Source organism: Pseudomonas sp. AD21, from assembly GCF_002878485.1.
In the GTDB taxonomy this organism is placed as follows: domain Bacteria; phylum Pseudomonadota; class Gammaproteobacteria; order Pseudomonadales; family Pseudomonadaceae; genus Aquipseudomonas.
Genome location: NZ_NQYG01000098.1, coordinates 1 through 14,548 on the forward strand (window position 1 = coordinate 1; position 14,548 = coordinate 14,548).

Here is a 14,548-nt window from a genome sequence, read left to right on the forward strand (position 1 = left end):
CTCCCGGAGGGAGAGGGGGCCGACCGAGGTGTCTGGCGTTGTACATCGACCTGAAAGACCGAGTCGATTATGGATTCGGCAAAGCGGTTTCAGGTCGAGTCGATTATGGATTCGGCACAGCACGTTCAGTTCGGCGTACCTCGCAAGCATCCCCCAATCAGTCCCCTCTCCCTCAGGGAGAGGGCTAGGCGGGCGGCGTTCCGATGAGGGGCTTTTCAATCCTCAGAACGCCACAGAAGTCTGCACATAAACCGTCCGCGGCTCACCCACATATTTGCCCTTGTTGTTGTCATCGAACGAGCGGGTGAAGTACTGCGTGTTGAAGATGTTCTTCACGCCCACCGCCACATTCAGGTCCGATAATTGCGGACCGAAGTCGTAACCGGCGCGGCTGCTGAACAGCATGTAGCCCGGAATCTTGCCGGTGCTGCCGTCGGCGCTTTCTTTCGTGGTGTTGGCGTTGTCGGCGAACTGGTCGCTCTGCAAGCTGCTGTCGACATTGAGTTTCCATGGCCCCTCGGTGTAACCGACGCCAATCGTGCCTTTGTGTTTCGACGAGAACGGCACGCGATTGCCTTTGTTAGGCCCATCTTCACGGATGGTCGCGTCAACATAGGCGTAAGTGGCGTACACATCGAAACCGGCCAGCGCCGGGCTCAAGTCGTCCAGCGCGTAATTGACGCTGGTCTCGATGCCCTGATGGCGAGTCTCGCCACGGGCAATCACCGAATCGTTGGTCTGGTTGCTTTCGTACTGGTTGTCGAAGTTGATCAGGAACGCGCCGATTTCCGCGCGCAGTGCGCCGTTGTCGTAACGGGTGCCGAGTTCCCAGGTGCGGGCCTTTTCCGGTTTCACTTCGCCGCTGCTCACGCGGTTGGGCATCTGGCTGTATTGCACGCTGCCGAACGAGCCTTCGGTGTTGGCGTACAGATTCCAGCTGTCGCTCAGGTGATACAGCAGGTTCAGCGCTGGCAGCGCGGTGTTGTAATCGCCCTTGTATTTGACGTTGGTCAGGTTGTTGGTCTGCTGCGACTCGATCATCTCGTAGCGCACGCCCGGGGTGATGGTCCATTTGCCGATGTCGATACGGTCGTCGACGAAGAACGCATTGGCTTCGGTACCACCCCGGGTATCGCGGTCGTTGCGGCTGTTGGTGGTCGGGTATTGGTTGCTGCTGATCGGCGTGCGATAGCGCAACTCGTGGCCGGCCTCGTTGATGTAGCGGTAGCCGACACCGACTTCATGGCTGGTCGGGCCGAGATCGAAGCCCTGGGCGAACCGCGTTTCGAAACCGCGCACCCAATACTCGCGCGGCGATAGCGAGAGGAAGCTGCCCTGATCCAGATAGCCGCTGCGCAGGGTCTTGGTGAAGAAGGTGTTGGCGGTGAATTCGCGGCGATCTTCCTGATAGCGATAGCCGAAGTTGAACATTGTCCGCCGGCCCCAGAACTGGTCTTTCGGGCGCGTCGACTGGTACGGATCAGCGTCGTAATCGGCGACGTTGAGGCCGCCGGGCATGTCGGCCTTGCCTTCGTAATACTGGGCCATGGCATTGAAGCTGTTGGCCTCGTCGAGCTGGTATTTGCCCTTGAGAATCAGATCGTCGATCTCGGTGTCGCTGTGTTCACGCCAGTCGCCGCCACGGGTGCCGGAGTACAGCAGAGCGCCGCCCAGACCATTTTCGTTGGTGCCGCCGGCCAGCAGGTTGGCGCTGCTCTTGAAGCCGTCATGACTGGACGACGGACTGGTTTCGGTCTGGAAACCGCCCTTGACCGTCGGCTCGTCGGGAATGGCGCGGGTCACGAAGTTGACCACGCCGCCGACGTTTTGCGGGCCGTAACGCACCGCGCCGCCGCCACGCACCACGTCCACCGCATCCATGTTGCCCATGCTGATCGGCGCGAACGACAACTGTGGCTGGCCGTAAGGTGCGAAGGGCACGGGAATGCCGTCCATCAGCACTGTGGAGCGCGCCCCCAGCCGTGGGTTGAGGCCACGAATGCCGAAGTTCAGCGCCATGTCGTGGCTGCCGGTGCCGTTGTTTTCCGGGGCGTTAACCCCGGGAATGCGGTTGAGCACGTCTCGCGCCTGAGTCGCGCCCTGGCGTTCGAAGTCTTCGCGGCGGATGACGTCGCGGGCGCCCGGATGCTCGAAGACGTTGACCTGCGCCGCGTCACCGAGCCAGTCGCCAACGACTTTCGACGTGTCCAGCTCCAGAGCACCGTCGGCCACCGTTTGCAGGCTGAAGGCATTGTTGCCCTCGGCGCGGGCTTGCAGGCCGGTGCCTTCGAGCAATGCATCGAGACCTTGCGCGGCGGTGTAGCTGCCTTCCAGGCCACGGCTTTGCACGCCGCTGGTGATCTGCGAGCCGAAAGAAATCAGCACGCCGGCTTCACGACCAAACTGGTTGAGGGCATTTTCCAGCGACGCCGGAGCGATGTGGTAAGCCTTGGTTTCAGCGGCCAGGGCGGGCAGGGCGCTGAAGCTCAGGCTGGCGCCGAGAACGAGATGACGCAGGCTGCGGGCCAGTGGCGTGAGGCGGGTCGGGTGCATGAACGATGATCCTGAGAAGGTTGAATCAAGGGGGCTTTCCTTCTCTGTCACGCCAGATCTGAAAAACGGCTCATTTATTTTTCAAAAGCAAACGATCTTGTTTCAGACCCGCGCTTCGACGCTGACCCAATAGCGAGTAAAGCGCCGCACTTTTACCGGCAAACTGATTTGCAGCAGGTCAAGAATGCGTTCGCTGTCGTCCAGTGGATAAGTCCCGGAGATCAGCAGGTCGGCCACTTTTGCATCGCAATGCAGCTGGCCGCGACGGTAACGGCCGAGGTCTTCGAGGAAGTCGCTCAGGCGCATGTGCGCGGCGACCAGCATGCCCTCGGCCCAGGCGCCGCTGTTGGCGTCCAATGGCTTGGCTTCGCTGATCGACGTCGAGCTGAAACTCAGCTGACGGGCGATGGGCAGCAGCATCGGCGCGCGCCCATGGGCAGTCAGTTCGACCTGCCCTTCGAACAGCGCCACCTGCGTGCGATCGGCAAATTGCCGCACGTTGAGTCGGGCTGCCTGGGTTTTCAACACACCTTGTGCGGTGCGTACTTCGAACGCTTGTGCGGCCGTCAGGAGAATCTCGCCTTCCAGCAGACGGATCAGCCGTTGCGTGCTGTCCACGTCTGCCGCACTCGCGGTGTTGAGCTGCAACTGGCTGGCCGCGCCCAGCGCAACCTTACGCCGCTCACCCACCGGGCTGCGGTAATCGGCGAGCAGCGATGGCAGCGGATTGTGCTCGCGCATGCCCCAGGTGAGCGCTGAACCGGCACCGAGAAGCAGCAGCAGTTTCAACGCCTGACGACGGCTGGCGGACTTCGGCCCGTTCAACGCCGCGTGAGCCAGCGGCGAAGACACACCACGCAAGCGCTGGTTGACCCGCTGAATGTGTTCCCACGCCCGACGGTGTTCACTGTGCGCGTCCAGCCATTGCTGCCAGGCCTGTTGCTGGCGGGGGGAGAGCGTGCCCTGCTGCATTTCCATCAGCCAGTGCACGGCCTGCTCGGCCACTTGCGCAGAAAAATCCGCGGCGCGGTTCATAGCGCGAAGTAGCAGCGCATTGCTGCCTTGTTCAGATGACGTTTGACCGTGGCCACCGAGATGCTCAATTCAGCGGCGATTTGCGGGTAGGTCAGGCCATCGACCTGCGCCAGCAAAAAGGCGCGCTTGACCAGACGTGGTAAGCCGTCGAGCAACTGGTCCAGCTCGATCAGGGTTTGCAGGATGATCGCCTTGTCTTCTTCCGACGGAGCGGTCATTTCCGGCATCTGCGCCAAGGTTTCAAGGTAAGCGCGTTCCAGGTCCTGGCGGCGGTAATGATTGAACAGTACGCGTTTGGCGAGGGTGGTGAGGAAGGCGCGTGGTTCGATGATCACCGCTGGTTCGCGCGTGGTCAGCACGCGGATAAAGGTGTCCTGGGCCAGATCCGCCGCGCTCTCCGGGCAGCCGAGTCTGCGCCGCAACCAGCCGGTGAGCCAGCGGTGGTGGTCGTGATAGAGCGATTCGACGGGATGGGCGGACGGCAACGGTATTACTCCGGGCGCATGTGGCATGCGTTAGAGAACAAGAACTGTTCGCATTGTATGGGTGTGCGAGGTCGTCCGGCAATCAGATGCTTTTGCGTATGAGAATATTTATCATTAATATTGTTCGCCTGTTGGTTCGGCTTGTCGGCCGGACGTTTTTCCGTTTCAGGGTCGAAACATGAAAGGCAAACTCGCCTCACTTCCCATGTCTTATCGTCTGGCCGTCACCTCACGGGTGCTGGCAGCGGTGTTTGGCGGCTATCTGGTCGCGGCGCTGGTCAGTGTCACCCTGACGATGTGGCTGCCGTTGAGCCGCGCCGAAGCGGTGGTGACCGGCATGACCATTTCCTTTCTGGTCTATCTGGTCGCAGTGCTCTGGTGTTTCGCCTGTCGCACGGCGTGGTCGGCGTGGGTCGGTTTGCTGGTGCCGAGCGTGATCCTGGCGACAGTTTCCGGTGCTGCGCGCGGCTTGGGCTACGCATGAAAGAGGGTTTTCGTCAGGCCATGGCCTGGCTGCACACCTGGACCGGCCTGGTGTTCGGCTGGCTGCTGTTCGCGATCTTCCTGACCGGTACGCTGGCCTATTTCAAGGCTGAGATCAGCCACTGGATGCAACCGGAAATCCCCGCGCACGCCATCGATTCAGCGGCCAGCCTGAGCCTGGCGCAAGGTTATCTGCAGCAGCACGCCCCTGATGCCTCGCGTTGGCTGATCGATCTGCCGAGTGCTCGTGATCCCGCGTTGTCCGTGCGTTGGCAAGACACGCCGGCCGAGGCCGGCAAACGTGGCCGCTTCACACAAAAGACTCTCGACGCGCAGACCGCTGCCGAAATACAACCGCGAGAAAGCCGGGGCGGCGAGTTTTTCTACCGCTTCCACTTCCAGTTGCAAATGCCCTATCCGTGGGGCCGCTGGCTGGCGACGATCGCCGCGATGGTGATGTTCGTCGCGCTGATCACCGGGATCATCACCCACAAGAAAATCTTCAAGGACTTCTTCACCTTTCGTCCGCGCAAAGGCCAGCGTTCATGGCTCGACGGGCATAACGCGGTCGGTGTGCTGGTGCTGCCGTTTCACCTGATGATCACCTATAGCAGCCTGGTGATTTTCATGGCGATGGTCATGCCGGCGAGCATTCTGGCGTCCTACGGCACTGATCGCGATGCGTTTTACCAGGAGATGTTTCCCGAGACGCCGACCCCGCAACGCGCCGGCCAAGCGAGCCTTCTGCCACCGCTGGCACCGTTATTGGCACGGGCGAGCGAGCAGTGGGCGGGCGGGCACACGGCACGGGTCAGCGTCATCAACCCCAGTGACGCCAATGCCTCGGTGCAGCTGTCGCGTGCCAGTTCCGACAAGATCGCCTATGAATACGGCAGCGACGTGACCTTCAACCCCTTCACCGGGCAGATGCTTGGCGCCACGCTCGACAAGCCGCTGCCGATGACGGTTGCCAGTGGTTTTTACGGCTTGCACATCGGCCATTTCGCCGGGCCGACCCTGCGTTGGTTGTACTTCATTTGTGGCCTGGCCGGCACCGCGATGATTGGCACCGGGTTGGTGATCTGGCTCGGCAAGCGTCAGCTCAAGCACGCCAGGAGCGGGGTGATGCCGTTTGAACTGCGGCTGGTGGAAGTGCTGAACATCGCCAGCATGGCCGGGCTGGTTGTGGCGGTGGCGGTGTTCTTCTGGAGCAATCGTCTGTTGCCGCTGAGCTTGAACGGGCGGGCAGATTGGGAAGTGAACGGGTTCTTCATCGCCTGGGGTTTGAGCGTGCTGCACGCTTTGCTGCGCCCGGGACGCAAGGCCTGGGTCGAGCAACTGACATTGGCGGCAGCGTTGTTCATTGCGCTGCCGTTGCTCAATGCGTTGAGCACCGCGCATCACCTCGGCGTCTCGCTGATGCAAGGTGACTGGGCACTGGCCGGATTCGATCTGAGCTGCTTCGTCGCGGGTCTGTTTCTGGCGTGGGCTGCGTGGAAAATGCAGCGCGCCAGCCACAGTGTGCGGGTGACAAAAGTACCTCGCACAGCGGCCCGGCCAATCACCCTTGAGCAGGGGACGCACTGATGCTGCTGGTGCTGCTGCTGTGCTATGCCGGGTTCACCGCGTTGTGTCTGTCGATGCCACGACACCACGATGAACTGCTGGGCCACAAACCTTCGGCGCGGCGTGCACGTCATTTGAAGTTTTTCGGTTGGCTATTGCTCGGCGGTTCACTGTGGGCTGCGGTGGCTGCCAATGGCTGGGGCTTTGGCCTGATCGACTGGTTCGCGGTGTTGATGTGCAGTGCATTGGCGCTGGTGCTGCTGATGCCGTATCGACCGAAACTGGCTTTGGTGCTGGCGGCGCTCAGTCTGCTGGCCACGCCGATCGCCGCATGGGCGCAGGGCTGAGATGCTGATCGGTCATCCCCCGGAATCCCGTGACGACGAGCCACACGGGGCGCGTGCGCATTTCCTGCAGGTGTTCCTCTCGCAGCGGTCGCAGATGGAAGCGCTGGTGAACCGGCGCGTCGGTTGCCGGGCCACGGCGGCGGATCTGGTGCAGGACCTGTTCCTGCGTTTCTGGCGTCGACCACTGGTGCAGGTCGAAGAACTCAGCACTTACCTTTTGCGTTGCGCCGGCAACATTGCCATCGATCATTTGCGCAGCGAAGGCACGCGGGTACGAGTCAATGAGGGCTGGCAACCGGACGCGCCGGACAGCCACGGCAGCGAGCCGCAAGCCGCGCTCGAAGCGGGCAATGATTTGCGCCATGTCGAAGCGGCGTTACGCGCCTTGCCCGAGCGCACCCGGCAGATCTTTTTGCTCAATCGCATCCACGGCCGCAAGTACGCGGACATCGCCAAGGCCATGGGTCTGTCCCAAAGCGCCGTGGAAAAACATATGATGCGCGCCCTCGAGGCCTGCAAGGCCAGCCTGCGCGAACCCGCGCCACGTCTGCCAGGGAAAGCACCGTGAAGCCCACCGACCGCGTCGCCCCGACGCCCGCTCAGGAACAGGCCGCGCTCGCCTGGCTGAGCCTGTTGCACGACCGCCCGAGCACCGGTGATCAACTGACGTTCAGCCACTGGTTGCGCGCCGATCCGGCCCACGCCGAGGCCTACGCGCAGGCACAGGTCGTGTGGGAATTGAGCGAAAGCCCGGCGCGCACCCTGGCCGATGAAGAGGCGTTTGCGTTGCAGGGTTACCTCAATGCGATGGATCGTCCGCGTCGTTCAGCGCGGGTGCGCTGGTCGGGGGCGCTGGCGCTGGCCGCGTGTCTGTTGCTGATGATCAGCCTCGGCACGGGGTGGCAGCCGCAGCGCTGGATCGATGATCTGGGCGCCGATTACGTCTCGGCACCGGGGGAGATCCGCACGGTGACGCTGGCCGATCAATCGCAAGTGACGCTTGACGCCGACAGCGCCATTGCCGTGGATTTCAGCCATGGCGAGCGGCGGGGGCAGTTGCGTCGCGGCGCCGGGTTTTTCAGTGTGACGCACACCGGCGAGCCGTTTGTGGTCGAGGCTGAAAAAGGTCAGGCGCGGGTCCTCGGCACGCAGTTTGAAGTGCGTCTGCAACCGTTGGGCGCGCAGGTCACGGTGTTGTCCGGGCGGGTGGGGGTGACGGCGGATCGCAATGCGCAACAGCAGATTCTGACCGCCGGCCAGCAAGTCGCTTACGGGCAGGGCGCTGCGGAAAAACTGCATACCGTGGACAGTGAGGCGCAACTGGCCTGGCGTCAGGGCTGGCTGACTTATTACAAGTCGTCGCTGGCTGAGGTGGTGGAGGATTTGCGGCGCTACTACCCGGGGCGGATTGTGTTGTTCAACGATGAGTTGGGCGCGCGCAAGGTCAGTGGGAGTTTTCCGAGCAAGGATCCGCAGGCTGTGTTGAGTTCTTTGCAAGGGGTGTTGGGGTTTGAGCAGCATCAGGTTCTGGGGCATCTGATTATTTTGCGTTGACGCTACTGGTGCCATCGCGAGCAGGCTCACTCCTACATTTGAAGTGCATTCCCCTGTAGGAGTGAGCCTGCTCGCGATGGCGCCAGACCCGACAACACAGCGTTCTAAAAATATTTTCAAAATGGGGGTGAGGTAAACCACAGCCCCATCCGTGTAGTGACTGAAACTGCGAGTCATTCGCATCCGTTGCGGTTCTACACAGGTCATTGAGCAATGAAGTCCAGGGCAAAATCGGGTTCGGTCAAACAGTGGTTGGGCGTTTCGGCATTGAGTTTTTCGGCATTGGCGCTGTTGCCGATGAGCGTGGCGCTCGCCGCTGAAACCGTGAGCAACCCGGCGCAAAAGCAGTTCAGTTTTTCCCTGAGTGCCAAACCGCTGCCACAAGCCCTGAACGACTTCAGCCGCATCACCGGGCAAAGCGTGGTCTACACCGACGAAGCACCGTACGGCCTCAACGCCCCGGCCGTCAGCGGCCAGATGAGCGCCGAACAAGCGTTGCAGCGACTGCTCAGCGGCTCCGGCATGACCTGGCGCCGCACCGACAGCCACACCCTGGCGCTGGAACCGCAACCCACCGAAGGTGCGCTCAATCTCGGCGCCACCACCATCACCTCGATGCGCGACGAGTCGATGAGCTACCAGCCGCCGGAAACCAGTTCGGTGATGCGCTCCTCGGCCTCGCTGCAGGAAATCCCGCAGACCGTTAACGTGATACCGGCTCAGGTCATCCGTGACCAAACCCCGCGCAATCTCGACGATGCGTTGGCCAACGTCAGCGGCATCACCCAGGGCAACACCTTGGGCAGCACTCAGGATTCGGTAATGACCCGCGGTTTCGGCGACAACCGCAACGGCTCGATCATGCGTGATGGCATGCCGATCGTGCAGGGCCGCGGCATGAACGCCACGGTCGATCGCGTCGAAGTGCTCAAGGGCCCGGCGTCATTGCTCTACGGAATCCAGGACCCGGGCGGCGTGGTCAACCTGGTCAGCAAGAAACCGGAACTGACTCAATACAACGCCCTGACCCTGCGCGGCTCGAGCTACGGCGACGGCAAGAATGGCAGCGGCGGCACCTTCGACAGCACCGGTGCGCTGGGTGACTCCGGATTAGCCTATCGGCTGGTGCTCGATCACGAAGACGAAGATTACTGGCGCAACTACGGCACCCACCGCGAGACACTGATCGCGCCGTCGCTGGCCTGGTTCGGCGAGCGCACCAAGCTGTCGTTCGGCTACGAGCATCGTGAGTTCCTCACGCCGTTCGACCGTGGCACGGTGATCGATCCACGCACCAACCACCCGCTGGACATCTCGCGCAACGAGCGTCTGGACGAGCCGTTCAACGACATGGAAGGCCGCTCCGACCTGTACCACTTCGAGGCCGATCACGAACTCAACGACGACTGGAAAGCCCACTTCGGCTACAGCTGGAATCGCGAAACCTACGACGCCAGCCAGGTGCGTGTGACCGCCATCGACACCAAAAAAGGCACGCTGACCCGCAGCATGGACGGCACGCAAGGGGCGATCAGCACTGACCGCTTCACCACCGCCAGCCTCGAAGGCAAGGTCAACGTGCTGGGCATGCAGCATGACCTGGTGTTCGGCGTCGACGACGAGTACCGCAAGATCTACCGCGCCGACCTGATCCGCCAGAAAAGCCTGAGCACCTTCAGCTACGTCAATCCGGTGTATGGCCGCGAAGTCGAAGGCACCACGGTCAGCCCGGCCGACAGCGCGCAGACCGATCTGCTGCGCAGCGATTCGGTGTTCATGCAGGACTCGATCCACCTCAACGACCAGTGGATTCTGGTCGCCGGCGGGCGCTTCCAGGAGTACGACCAGTACGCCGGCAAAGGCGTGCCGTTCAAGGCCAACACCGACAGCAACGGGCAGAAGTTCGTGCCGCGCGCCGGTCTGGTGTATCGCTACACCGACGAGTTGTCGTTCTACGGCAGCTACACCGAATCGTTCAAACCCAACTCGACCATCGCCCCGCTCAGCGGCAGCAGCACCGTGCTCGACGGCAGCATTGCGCCGGAAGAAGCCAAGTCGTGGGAGCTGGGAGCGCGGCTGGATATGTCGGGGCGCCTCACCGGCAATATCGCGCTGTTCGACATCAAGAAACGCAACGTGCTGGTGGCCAACTCAGAAGGTCCGACCACGATCTACAGCGCGGCGGGCGAGGTGCGTTCCCGGGGGCTGGAATTGGACCTGACCGGTCAACTGAGCGACCGTTGGAGCATGATCGGCGCCTATGCCTACACCGATGCCGAGGTCACCGAAGACCCGGACTACAAAGGCAATCGCCTGCAGAACGTGGCGAAGAACAGCGGTTCGCTGTCAGCGGTGTATGACTTCGGCAGCGTGATCGGTGGCGATCAACTGCGGGTCGGCGCCGGGGCGCGGTATGTCGGTGAGCGAGCGGGCAACGCGGTGAATGATTTCGACCTGCCGAGCTACACCGTGGCCGACGCGTTTGCCACTTACGACACCAAGCTCGAAGGGCAGAAGGTCAAGTTTCAGCTCAACGTGAAGAACCTGTTCGACCGCACGTATTACACCTCGGCGGCGAGCCGCTTCTTTGTATCGATGGGTGACTCGCGGCAGATTTCGCTCTCCAGTACGCTGGAGTTCTGATCCAGGACCGCGTCATCGTTCTTCGCGAGCAAGCCCGCTCCCACAGGGTTCAGAGTGAATTCACATTGTGTGAACAACACCGTTCAATGGGGGAGGGGGCTTGCTCGCGAAGAGGCCATAACAGGCGATAAACGTCTCAGCTCTAGCGCAAAAACGCCTGCCGATACTCCCCCGGCGTCCCACCCAGCACCTGCCGAAACCGGTTGGTGAAATGACTCGCGCTGGCAAACCCGCATGCCAGCGCAATCTCCCCCAGCGGCAACGCCGTGCCGCGAAGCAATTCCCGCGCCCGGCTCAAACGGCGCGCCAGCACATACTGATGCGGCGGCAAACCGAAGCTGGTGCGGAACATCCGCGCAAAGTGGTATTCCGACAGCGCGCACAACCCGGCCAGTTGCCCGAGGCTGATCGGCTCGGCTAACTGACAGTCGATGAACTCAACCAGTTGCCGGCGCTGATGCGGCGCCAGCCCGCCCTTCAAACGCAAGCCCTGACGCGCGCCGACCTGGCTGAGCAGGGTATGGCTGATCAGTTCATGCGCGAGACTGCTGGTCAGCAAGCGCTCGGCCGGCTCGTCCCAATTCAACGTCAGTAACTGCCGAAAGCGCCGAGCCTGCGCCTGGTCTTCGAGAAAAGTCTGCTCGCGCAACTGCATTTCTCGCGGCTCGCGATCGAGCAAGGTGACGCACCCCAAGGCAAATTGCTCGGCACTGAAATACAGATGAGCGAGGCGAATGTCACCGTTGATCACCCAGCCGGATTGATGATCGGCCGGCAGGATGCACAACTTGTCCGGCCCGCCCTTGTGGCCGGGCTGGTCACGGCGAAAGGTGCCCGTGCCGCCGGCGATGTAGCAGGAGAGGGTGTGGTGACTTGGCGCTTCGTATTCCTGGGCATCGTGGTGATTGGTCCACAGGGCCGCAGACAAGCCGTCACCGAGCTCGGCGCTGTGCACAAGGCGTGCATTCGGCGAGCGGTTGAGGGCTTGAAAGACTTGCAGGGTATCGATTGCGGCCATGTTCGGTTCTCTCCAACGCCTTGCATCCTACTCCGTAGCCTTCGCGCTGCCAGCCTGCCGGGTGACAAAAGCGCAAGATTTTGCAAGCGAGCTCTACCGGGGGCGGCGGACACTGAAAGCCAACTGAGGAGTGTCCGCCATGAACCTTTCGCTGTATCTGCTGACCGTGCTGATCTGGGGCACCACCTGGATTGCCCTGAAATGGCAATTGGGCGTGGTGGCGATTCCGGTGTCGATCGTCTATCGCTTCGGCCTCGCCGCGCTGGTGCTGTTCGCGCTGTTGCTGCTCAGCCGCCGGTTGCAGCCGATGAATCGTCGCGGCCATCTGATTTGTGTGGCGCAGGGTTTGTGCCTGTTCTGCGTCAACTTCATGTGCTTCCTGACCGCCAGTCAGTGGATTCCCAGCGGTCTGGTGGCGGTGGTGTTTTCCACGGCGACGTTGTGGAACGCGCTCAATGCGCGGGTGTTCTTCGGTCAGCGCATTGCGCGCAATGTGCTGATGGGCGGCGCGCTCGGTCTGTTCGGTCTGGGCATGTTGTTCTGGCCGGAACTGGCGGGGCACCACGCCAGTCCGCAAACCTTGCTCGGCCTTGGTCTGGCGCTGTGCGGCACGCTGTGTTTCTCGGCGGGCAACATGCTCTCAAGCCTGCAGCAGAAGGCCGGCCTCAAGCCGCTGACCACCAATGCCTGGGGTATGGCCTACGGCGCGGCGATGTTGTCGGTGTGGTGCCTGGTCAAAGGCATTCCGTTCGACATGGACTGGTCACCGCGTTATGTCGGCGCACTGCTGTATCTGGTGATACCGGGGTCGGTGATCGGGTTTACCGCGTACCTGACACTGGTCGGCCGTATGGGGCCGGAGCGCGCAGCCTATTGCACGGTGCTGTTCCCGGTGGTGGCGCTGAACGTTTCGGCGTTTGCCGAAGGTTACCAATGGACGGCGCCAGCACTGGTCGGACTGGTGTTGGTGATGCTGGGTAATGTGCTGGTGTTTCGTAAACCGAAAGCGGTGGTATCCCCGGTGCTGGGAAAGTTGGCTTGAAGTCAATGGGCGCTGACGTTCAGCGCTCGACTTTTAATGTGATGTAAATCATCACGGGGAATATGAAGTCAACGATATGTCTCGCCCAGTCCTTGGCATTCCAGGATTGTGAGGTGTCCATGTCAAACCACTCCACACCCATGGTTTGCAGGCAGACGTAATAAATGAATATTGCCGCCAGTATGCCCATGATCGAGAATTTTTTGGCCTCGTGGAACACCTCGGCAGGTGCGTTGATATTGCGGAACAGTTGATAGGCGCCTATCAGACAAAGCACCGTATACGTGACTTCCATCGTGATGATGAACCAGTAGATCCGGTGGTGAATCATCGCTGATTCAATGGCGCGGTACCTTATGTTTTCATTGCCAATGGTCGTGTCCATGCTCAGGATATGAGCCACGTAAGTGTAATTTGAGTTGTAGTCAGTAAAGTTCTGGATCATCACCAGTATTCCGAAAAAGCTGATGTAAGCCATTAATATGGCTTTGCTGTAACGGATGATTTTATCAGTTGTCAGGATGTTCAATGTTTTAGCTCTCCATAGCGCTTATCGATAATTCGATGGCTAGGCGAGCTTATAATGCTGCTGTCTGATTCGGGTTGTTGTTCAATTTCAAGTTGTGTATGGCGATAACTGACGGGCAAGTGCGGTTTTGCACTTGCCCGTACTTTTTTATCCGCGCCAGGTTTGTGGGTTCACGAGGTCTTGTGGGCGTTCGCCCAGTAAGGCGCTGCGCAGGTTGGCGAGGGCACGGTTGGCCATGGCTTCGCGGGTTTCGTTAGTGGCCGAGCCGATGTGCGGTAATGTCACTGCGTTTTTCAGTTGGAACAGTGGTGACTCGGCCAGCGGTTCTTTTTCATAGACGTCCAGCCCGGCGCCGCGGATGCGATTGTTTTGCAGCGCTTCGACCAGCGCCGGTTCATCGACCACCGGGCCACGCGAGATGTTGACCAGGATCGCGCTTGGCTTCATCAGGGCCAGTTCGCGGTGGCTGATCAGGTGGCGGGTCTTGTCGCTGAGCGGCACCACCAGGCAGACGAAGTCGGCTTCGGCGAGCAATTGGTCGAGGCTGCGGAACTGGGCGCTGAGTTGTTGTTCCAGTTCGCTCTTGCGGCTGTTGCCGCTGTAGATGATCGGCATGTTGAAACCGAAGTGGCCACGGCGGGCGATGGCGGCACCGATGTTGCCCATGCCGACGATGCCCAGAGTCTTGCCGTGGACGTCACAGCCGAACAGCGGCGCGCCGACGCTGGCTTGCCACTGGCCGGACTTGGTCCAGGCATCGAGTTCGGCGACGCGGCGAGCACTGCTCATGATCAGGGCGAAGGCGAGGTCGGCGGTGCTTTCGGTGAGGACGTCGGGGGTGTTGGTGAGCATGATCCCGCGTTGGTTGAAGTAGTCGAGGTCGTAGTTGTCGTAGCCGACCGACACACTTGAGACCACTTCGAGTTGGGTGGCGGTTTCGAGTTGGGCTTTGCCGAGTTCGCGACCGACGCCGATCAGGCCGTGGGCGTGGGGGAGGGCTTCGTTGAATTGGGCGTTGATGTCGCCGTTCTTTGGGTTGGGGACGATGACGTCGAATTCCTGTTGCAGGCGTTCGATCATTGGGGGGGTGATGCGGCTGAAGGCCAGGACTGTTTTTTTCATTGGGCTGGGGCTCGGGCTTCGGGGCTTTATTGCCAAGCAAGCTAACATTTCTTTGTGGGGTTTGGCTTGTCTTGGCGGCCTCTGGGCCGACCATGTTCTTGGGGTTTTGGGTGTGTATCCGTTGCTTCGGGGGTTGCGGCTGGCGGTTTCGCTTTTACAGCGAGTCACTTT

The 14,548-nt window shown here is 61.1% G+C and carries 13 protein-coding genes; 7 read left to right on the forward strand and 6 right to left on the reverse strand.

Features of this window, described 5'->3' with window-relative positions:
- Positions 1-222 precede the first annotated feature (222 nt).
- The 3 genes from fecA to PseAD21_RS28285 form a co-directional block, all read right to left on the reverse strand.
- A complete protein-coding gene (gene fecA, locus PseAD21_RS28275) occupies positions 223-2,553 on the reverse strand; it encodes a TonB-dependent Fe(3+) dicitrate receptor FecA (protein ID WP_102359007.1) in 2,331 nt (776 codons plus the stop codon).
- Positions 2,554-2,655: 102 nt separating this feature from the next.
- Positions 2,656-3,588: a DUF4880 domain-containing protein gene (locus PseAD21_RS28280; protein WP_102359008.1), complete on the reverse strand. Its 933-nt coding sequence runs from the start codon at positions 3,586-3,588 to the stop codon at positions 2,656-2,658.
- A complete protein-coding gene (locus PseAD21_RS28285) occupies positions 3,585-4,073 on the reverse strand; it encodes a sigma-70 family RNA polymerase sigma factor (RefSeq protein WP_102359009.1) in 489 nt (162 codons plus the stop codon). The genes PseAD21_RS28280 and PseAD21_RS28285 overlap by 4 nt, the downstream gene beginning before the upstream one ends.
- A 178-nt stretch (positions 4,074-4,251) precedes the next feature.
- On the opposite strand from PseAD21_RS28285, the gene PseAD21_RS28290 reads away from it, so the two are divergent.
- From PseAD21_RS28290 to PseAD21_RS28315, 6 genes are all read left to right on the forward strand, one after another.
- Positions 4,252-4,557: a DUF3649 domain-containing protein gene (locus PseAD21_RS28290; protein ID WP_102359010.1), complete on the forward strand. Its 306-nt coding sequence runs from the start codon at positions 4,252-4,254 to the stop codon at positions 4,555-4,557.
- Positions 4,554-6,143, forward strand: a complete 1,590-nt coding sequence (locus tag PseAD21_RS28295) for a PepSY domain-containing protein (RefSeq protein WP_102359011.1) — start codon at positions 4,554-4,556, stop codon at positions 6,141-6,143. Before PseAD21_RS28290 ends, PseAD21_RS28295 begins: the two co-directional genes overlap by 4 nt.
- The gene (locus tag PseAD21_RS28300; protein WP_102359012.1) at positions 6,143-6,469 is read left to right on the forward strand and encodes a DUF3325 domain-containing protein; all 327 of its coding nucleotides are present in this window, start codon (positions 6,143-6,145) and stop codon (positions 6,467-6,469) included. The genes PseAD21_RS28295 and PseAD21_RS28300 overlap by 1 nt, the downstream gene beginning before the upstream one ends.
- A gap of 1 nt (position 6,470) precedes the next feature.
- Complete coding sequence (locus PseAD21_RS28305; protein ID WP_003221797.1) at positions 6,471-7,037, forward strand: RNA polymerase sigma factor; 567 nt, start codon at positions 6,471-6,473, stop codon at positions 7,035-7,037.
- Positions 7,034-8,023 carry a FecR family protein gene (locus PseAD21_RS28310; protein WP_102359013.1) on the forward strand — a complete coding sequence of 330 codons (990 nt, stop codon included), beginning with the start codon at positions 7,034-7,036 and terminating at the stop codon, positions 8,021-8,023. The genes PseAD21_RS28305 and PseAD21_RS28310 overlap by 4 nt, the downstream gene beginning before the upstream one ends.
- A 213-nt stretch (positions 8,024-8,236) precedes the next feature.
- Entirely contained in the window at positions 8,237-10,666 is a 2,430-nt protein-coding gene (locus PseAD21_RS28315) for a TonB-dependent receptor (protein WP_102359014.1), read from the forward strand.
- A gap of 142 nt (positions 10,667-10,808) precedes the next feature.
- On the opposite strand, the gene PseAD21_RS28320 is transcribed toward PseAD21_RS28315, so the two are convergent.
- Positions 10,809-11,684 (reverse strand): AraC family transcriptional regulator, encoded by an 876-nt coding sequence (locus PseAD21_RS28320; RefSeq protein WP_102359015.1) that lies wholly within the window; start codon positions 11,682-11,684, stop codon positions 10,809-10,811.
- Positions 11,685-11,823: 139 nt separating this feature from the next.
- Here PseAD21_RS28320 and PseAD21_RS28325 point away from each other — a divergent pair, with 139 nt between their 5' ends.
- Positions 11,824-12,726: a DMT family transporter gene (locus PseAD21_RS28325; protein WP_102359016.1), complete on the forward strand. Its 903-nt coding sequence runs from the start codon at positions 11,824-11,826 to the stop codon at positions 12,724-12,726.
- Between the two features lie 19 nt (positions 12,727-12,745).
- Here PseAD21_RS28325 and PseAD21_RS28330 read toward each other — a convergent pair whose 3' ends face one another.
- Together PseAD21_RS28330 and PseAD21_RS28335 are read right to left on the reverse strand one after the other, a co-directional pair.
- The gene (locus PseAD21_RS28330) at positions 12,746-13,255 is read right to left on the reverse strand and encodes a DUF2165 family protein (RefSeq protein ID WP_102359017.1); all 510 of its coding nucleotides are present in this window, start codon (positions 13,253-13,255) and stop codon (positions 12,746-12,748) included.
- A 147-nt stretch (positions 13,256-13,402) separates the two neighbouring features.
- Complete coding sequence (locus PseAD21_RS28335; RefSeq protein WP_102359018.1) at positions 13,403-14,377, reverse strand: D-glycerate dehydrogenase; 975 nt, start codon at positions 14,375-14,377, stop codon at positions 13,403-13,405.
- Between the last annotated feature and the right edge of the window lie 171 nt (positions 14,378-14,548).

Coding starts and splice junctions, on each gene's coding strand:
- fecA (WP_102359007.1), bottom strand. CDS start 2,553: ATGCACCCGACCCGCCTCACGCCACTGGCCCGCAGCCTGCGTCATCTC.
- PseAD21_RS28280 (WP_102359008.1), bottom strand. CDS start 3,588: ATGAACCGCGCCGCGGATTTTTCTGCGCAAGTGGCCGAGCAGGCCGTG.
- PseAD21_RS28290 (WP_102359010.1), top strand. CDS start 4,252: ATGAAAGGCAAACTCGCCTCACTTCCCATGTCTTATCGTCTGGCCGTC.
- PseAD21_RS28295 (WP_102359011.1), top strand. CDS start 4,554: ATGAAAGAGGGTTTTCGTCAGGCCATGGCCTGGCTGCACACCTGGACC.
- PseAD21_RS28300 (WP_102359012.1), top strand. CDS start 6,143: ATGCTGCTGGTGCTGCTGCTGTGCTATGCCGGGTTCACCGCGTTGTGT.
- PseAD21_RS28305 (WP_003221797.1), top strand. CDS start 6,471: ATGCTGATCGGTCATCCCCCGGAATCCCGTGACGACGAGCCACACGGG.
- PseAD21_RS28315 (WP_102359014.1), top strand. CDS start 8,237: ATGAAGTCCAGGGCAAAATCGGGTTCGGTCAAACAGTGGTTGGGCGTT.
- PseAD21_RS28320 (WP_102359015.1), bottom strand. CDS start 11,684: ATGGCCGCAATCGATACCCTGCAAGTCTTTCAAGCCCTCAACCGCTCG.
- PseAD21_RS28325 (WP_102359016.1), top strand. CDS start 11,824: ATGAACCTTTCGCTGTATCTGCTGACCGTGCTGATCTGGGGCACCACC.
- PseAD21_RS28335 (WP_102359018.1), bottom strand. CDS start 14,377: ATGAAAAAAACAGTCCTGGCCTTCAGCCGCATCACCCCCCCAATGATC.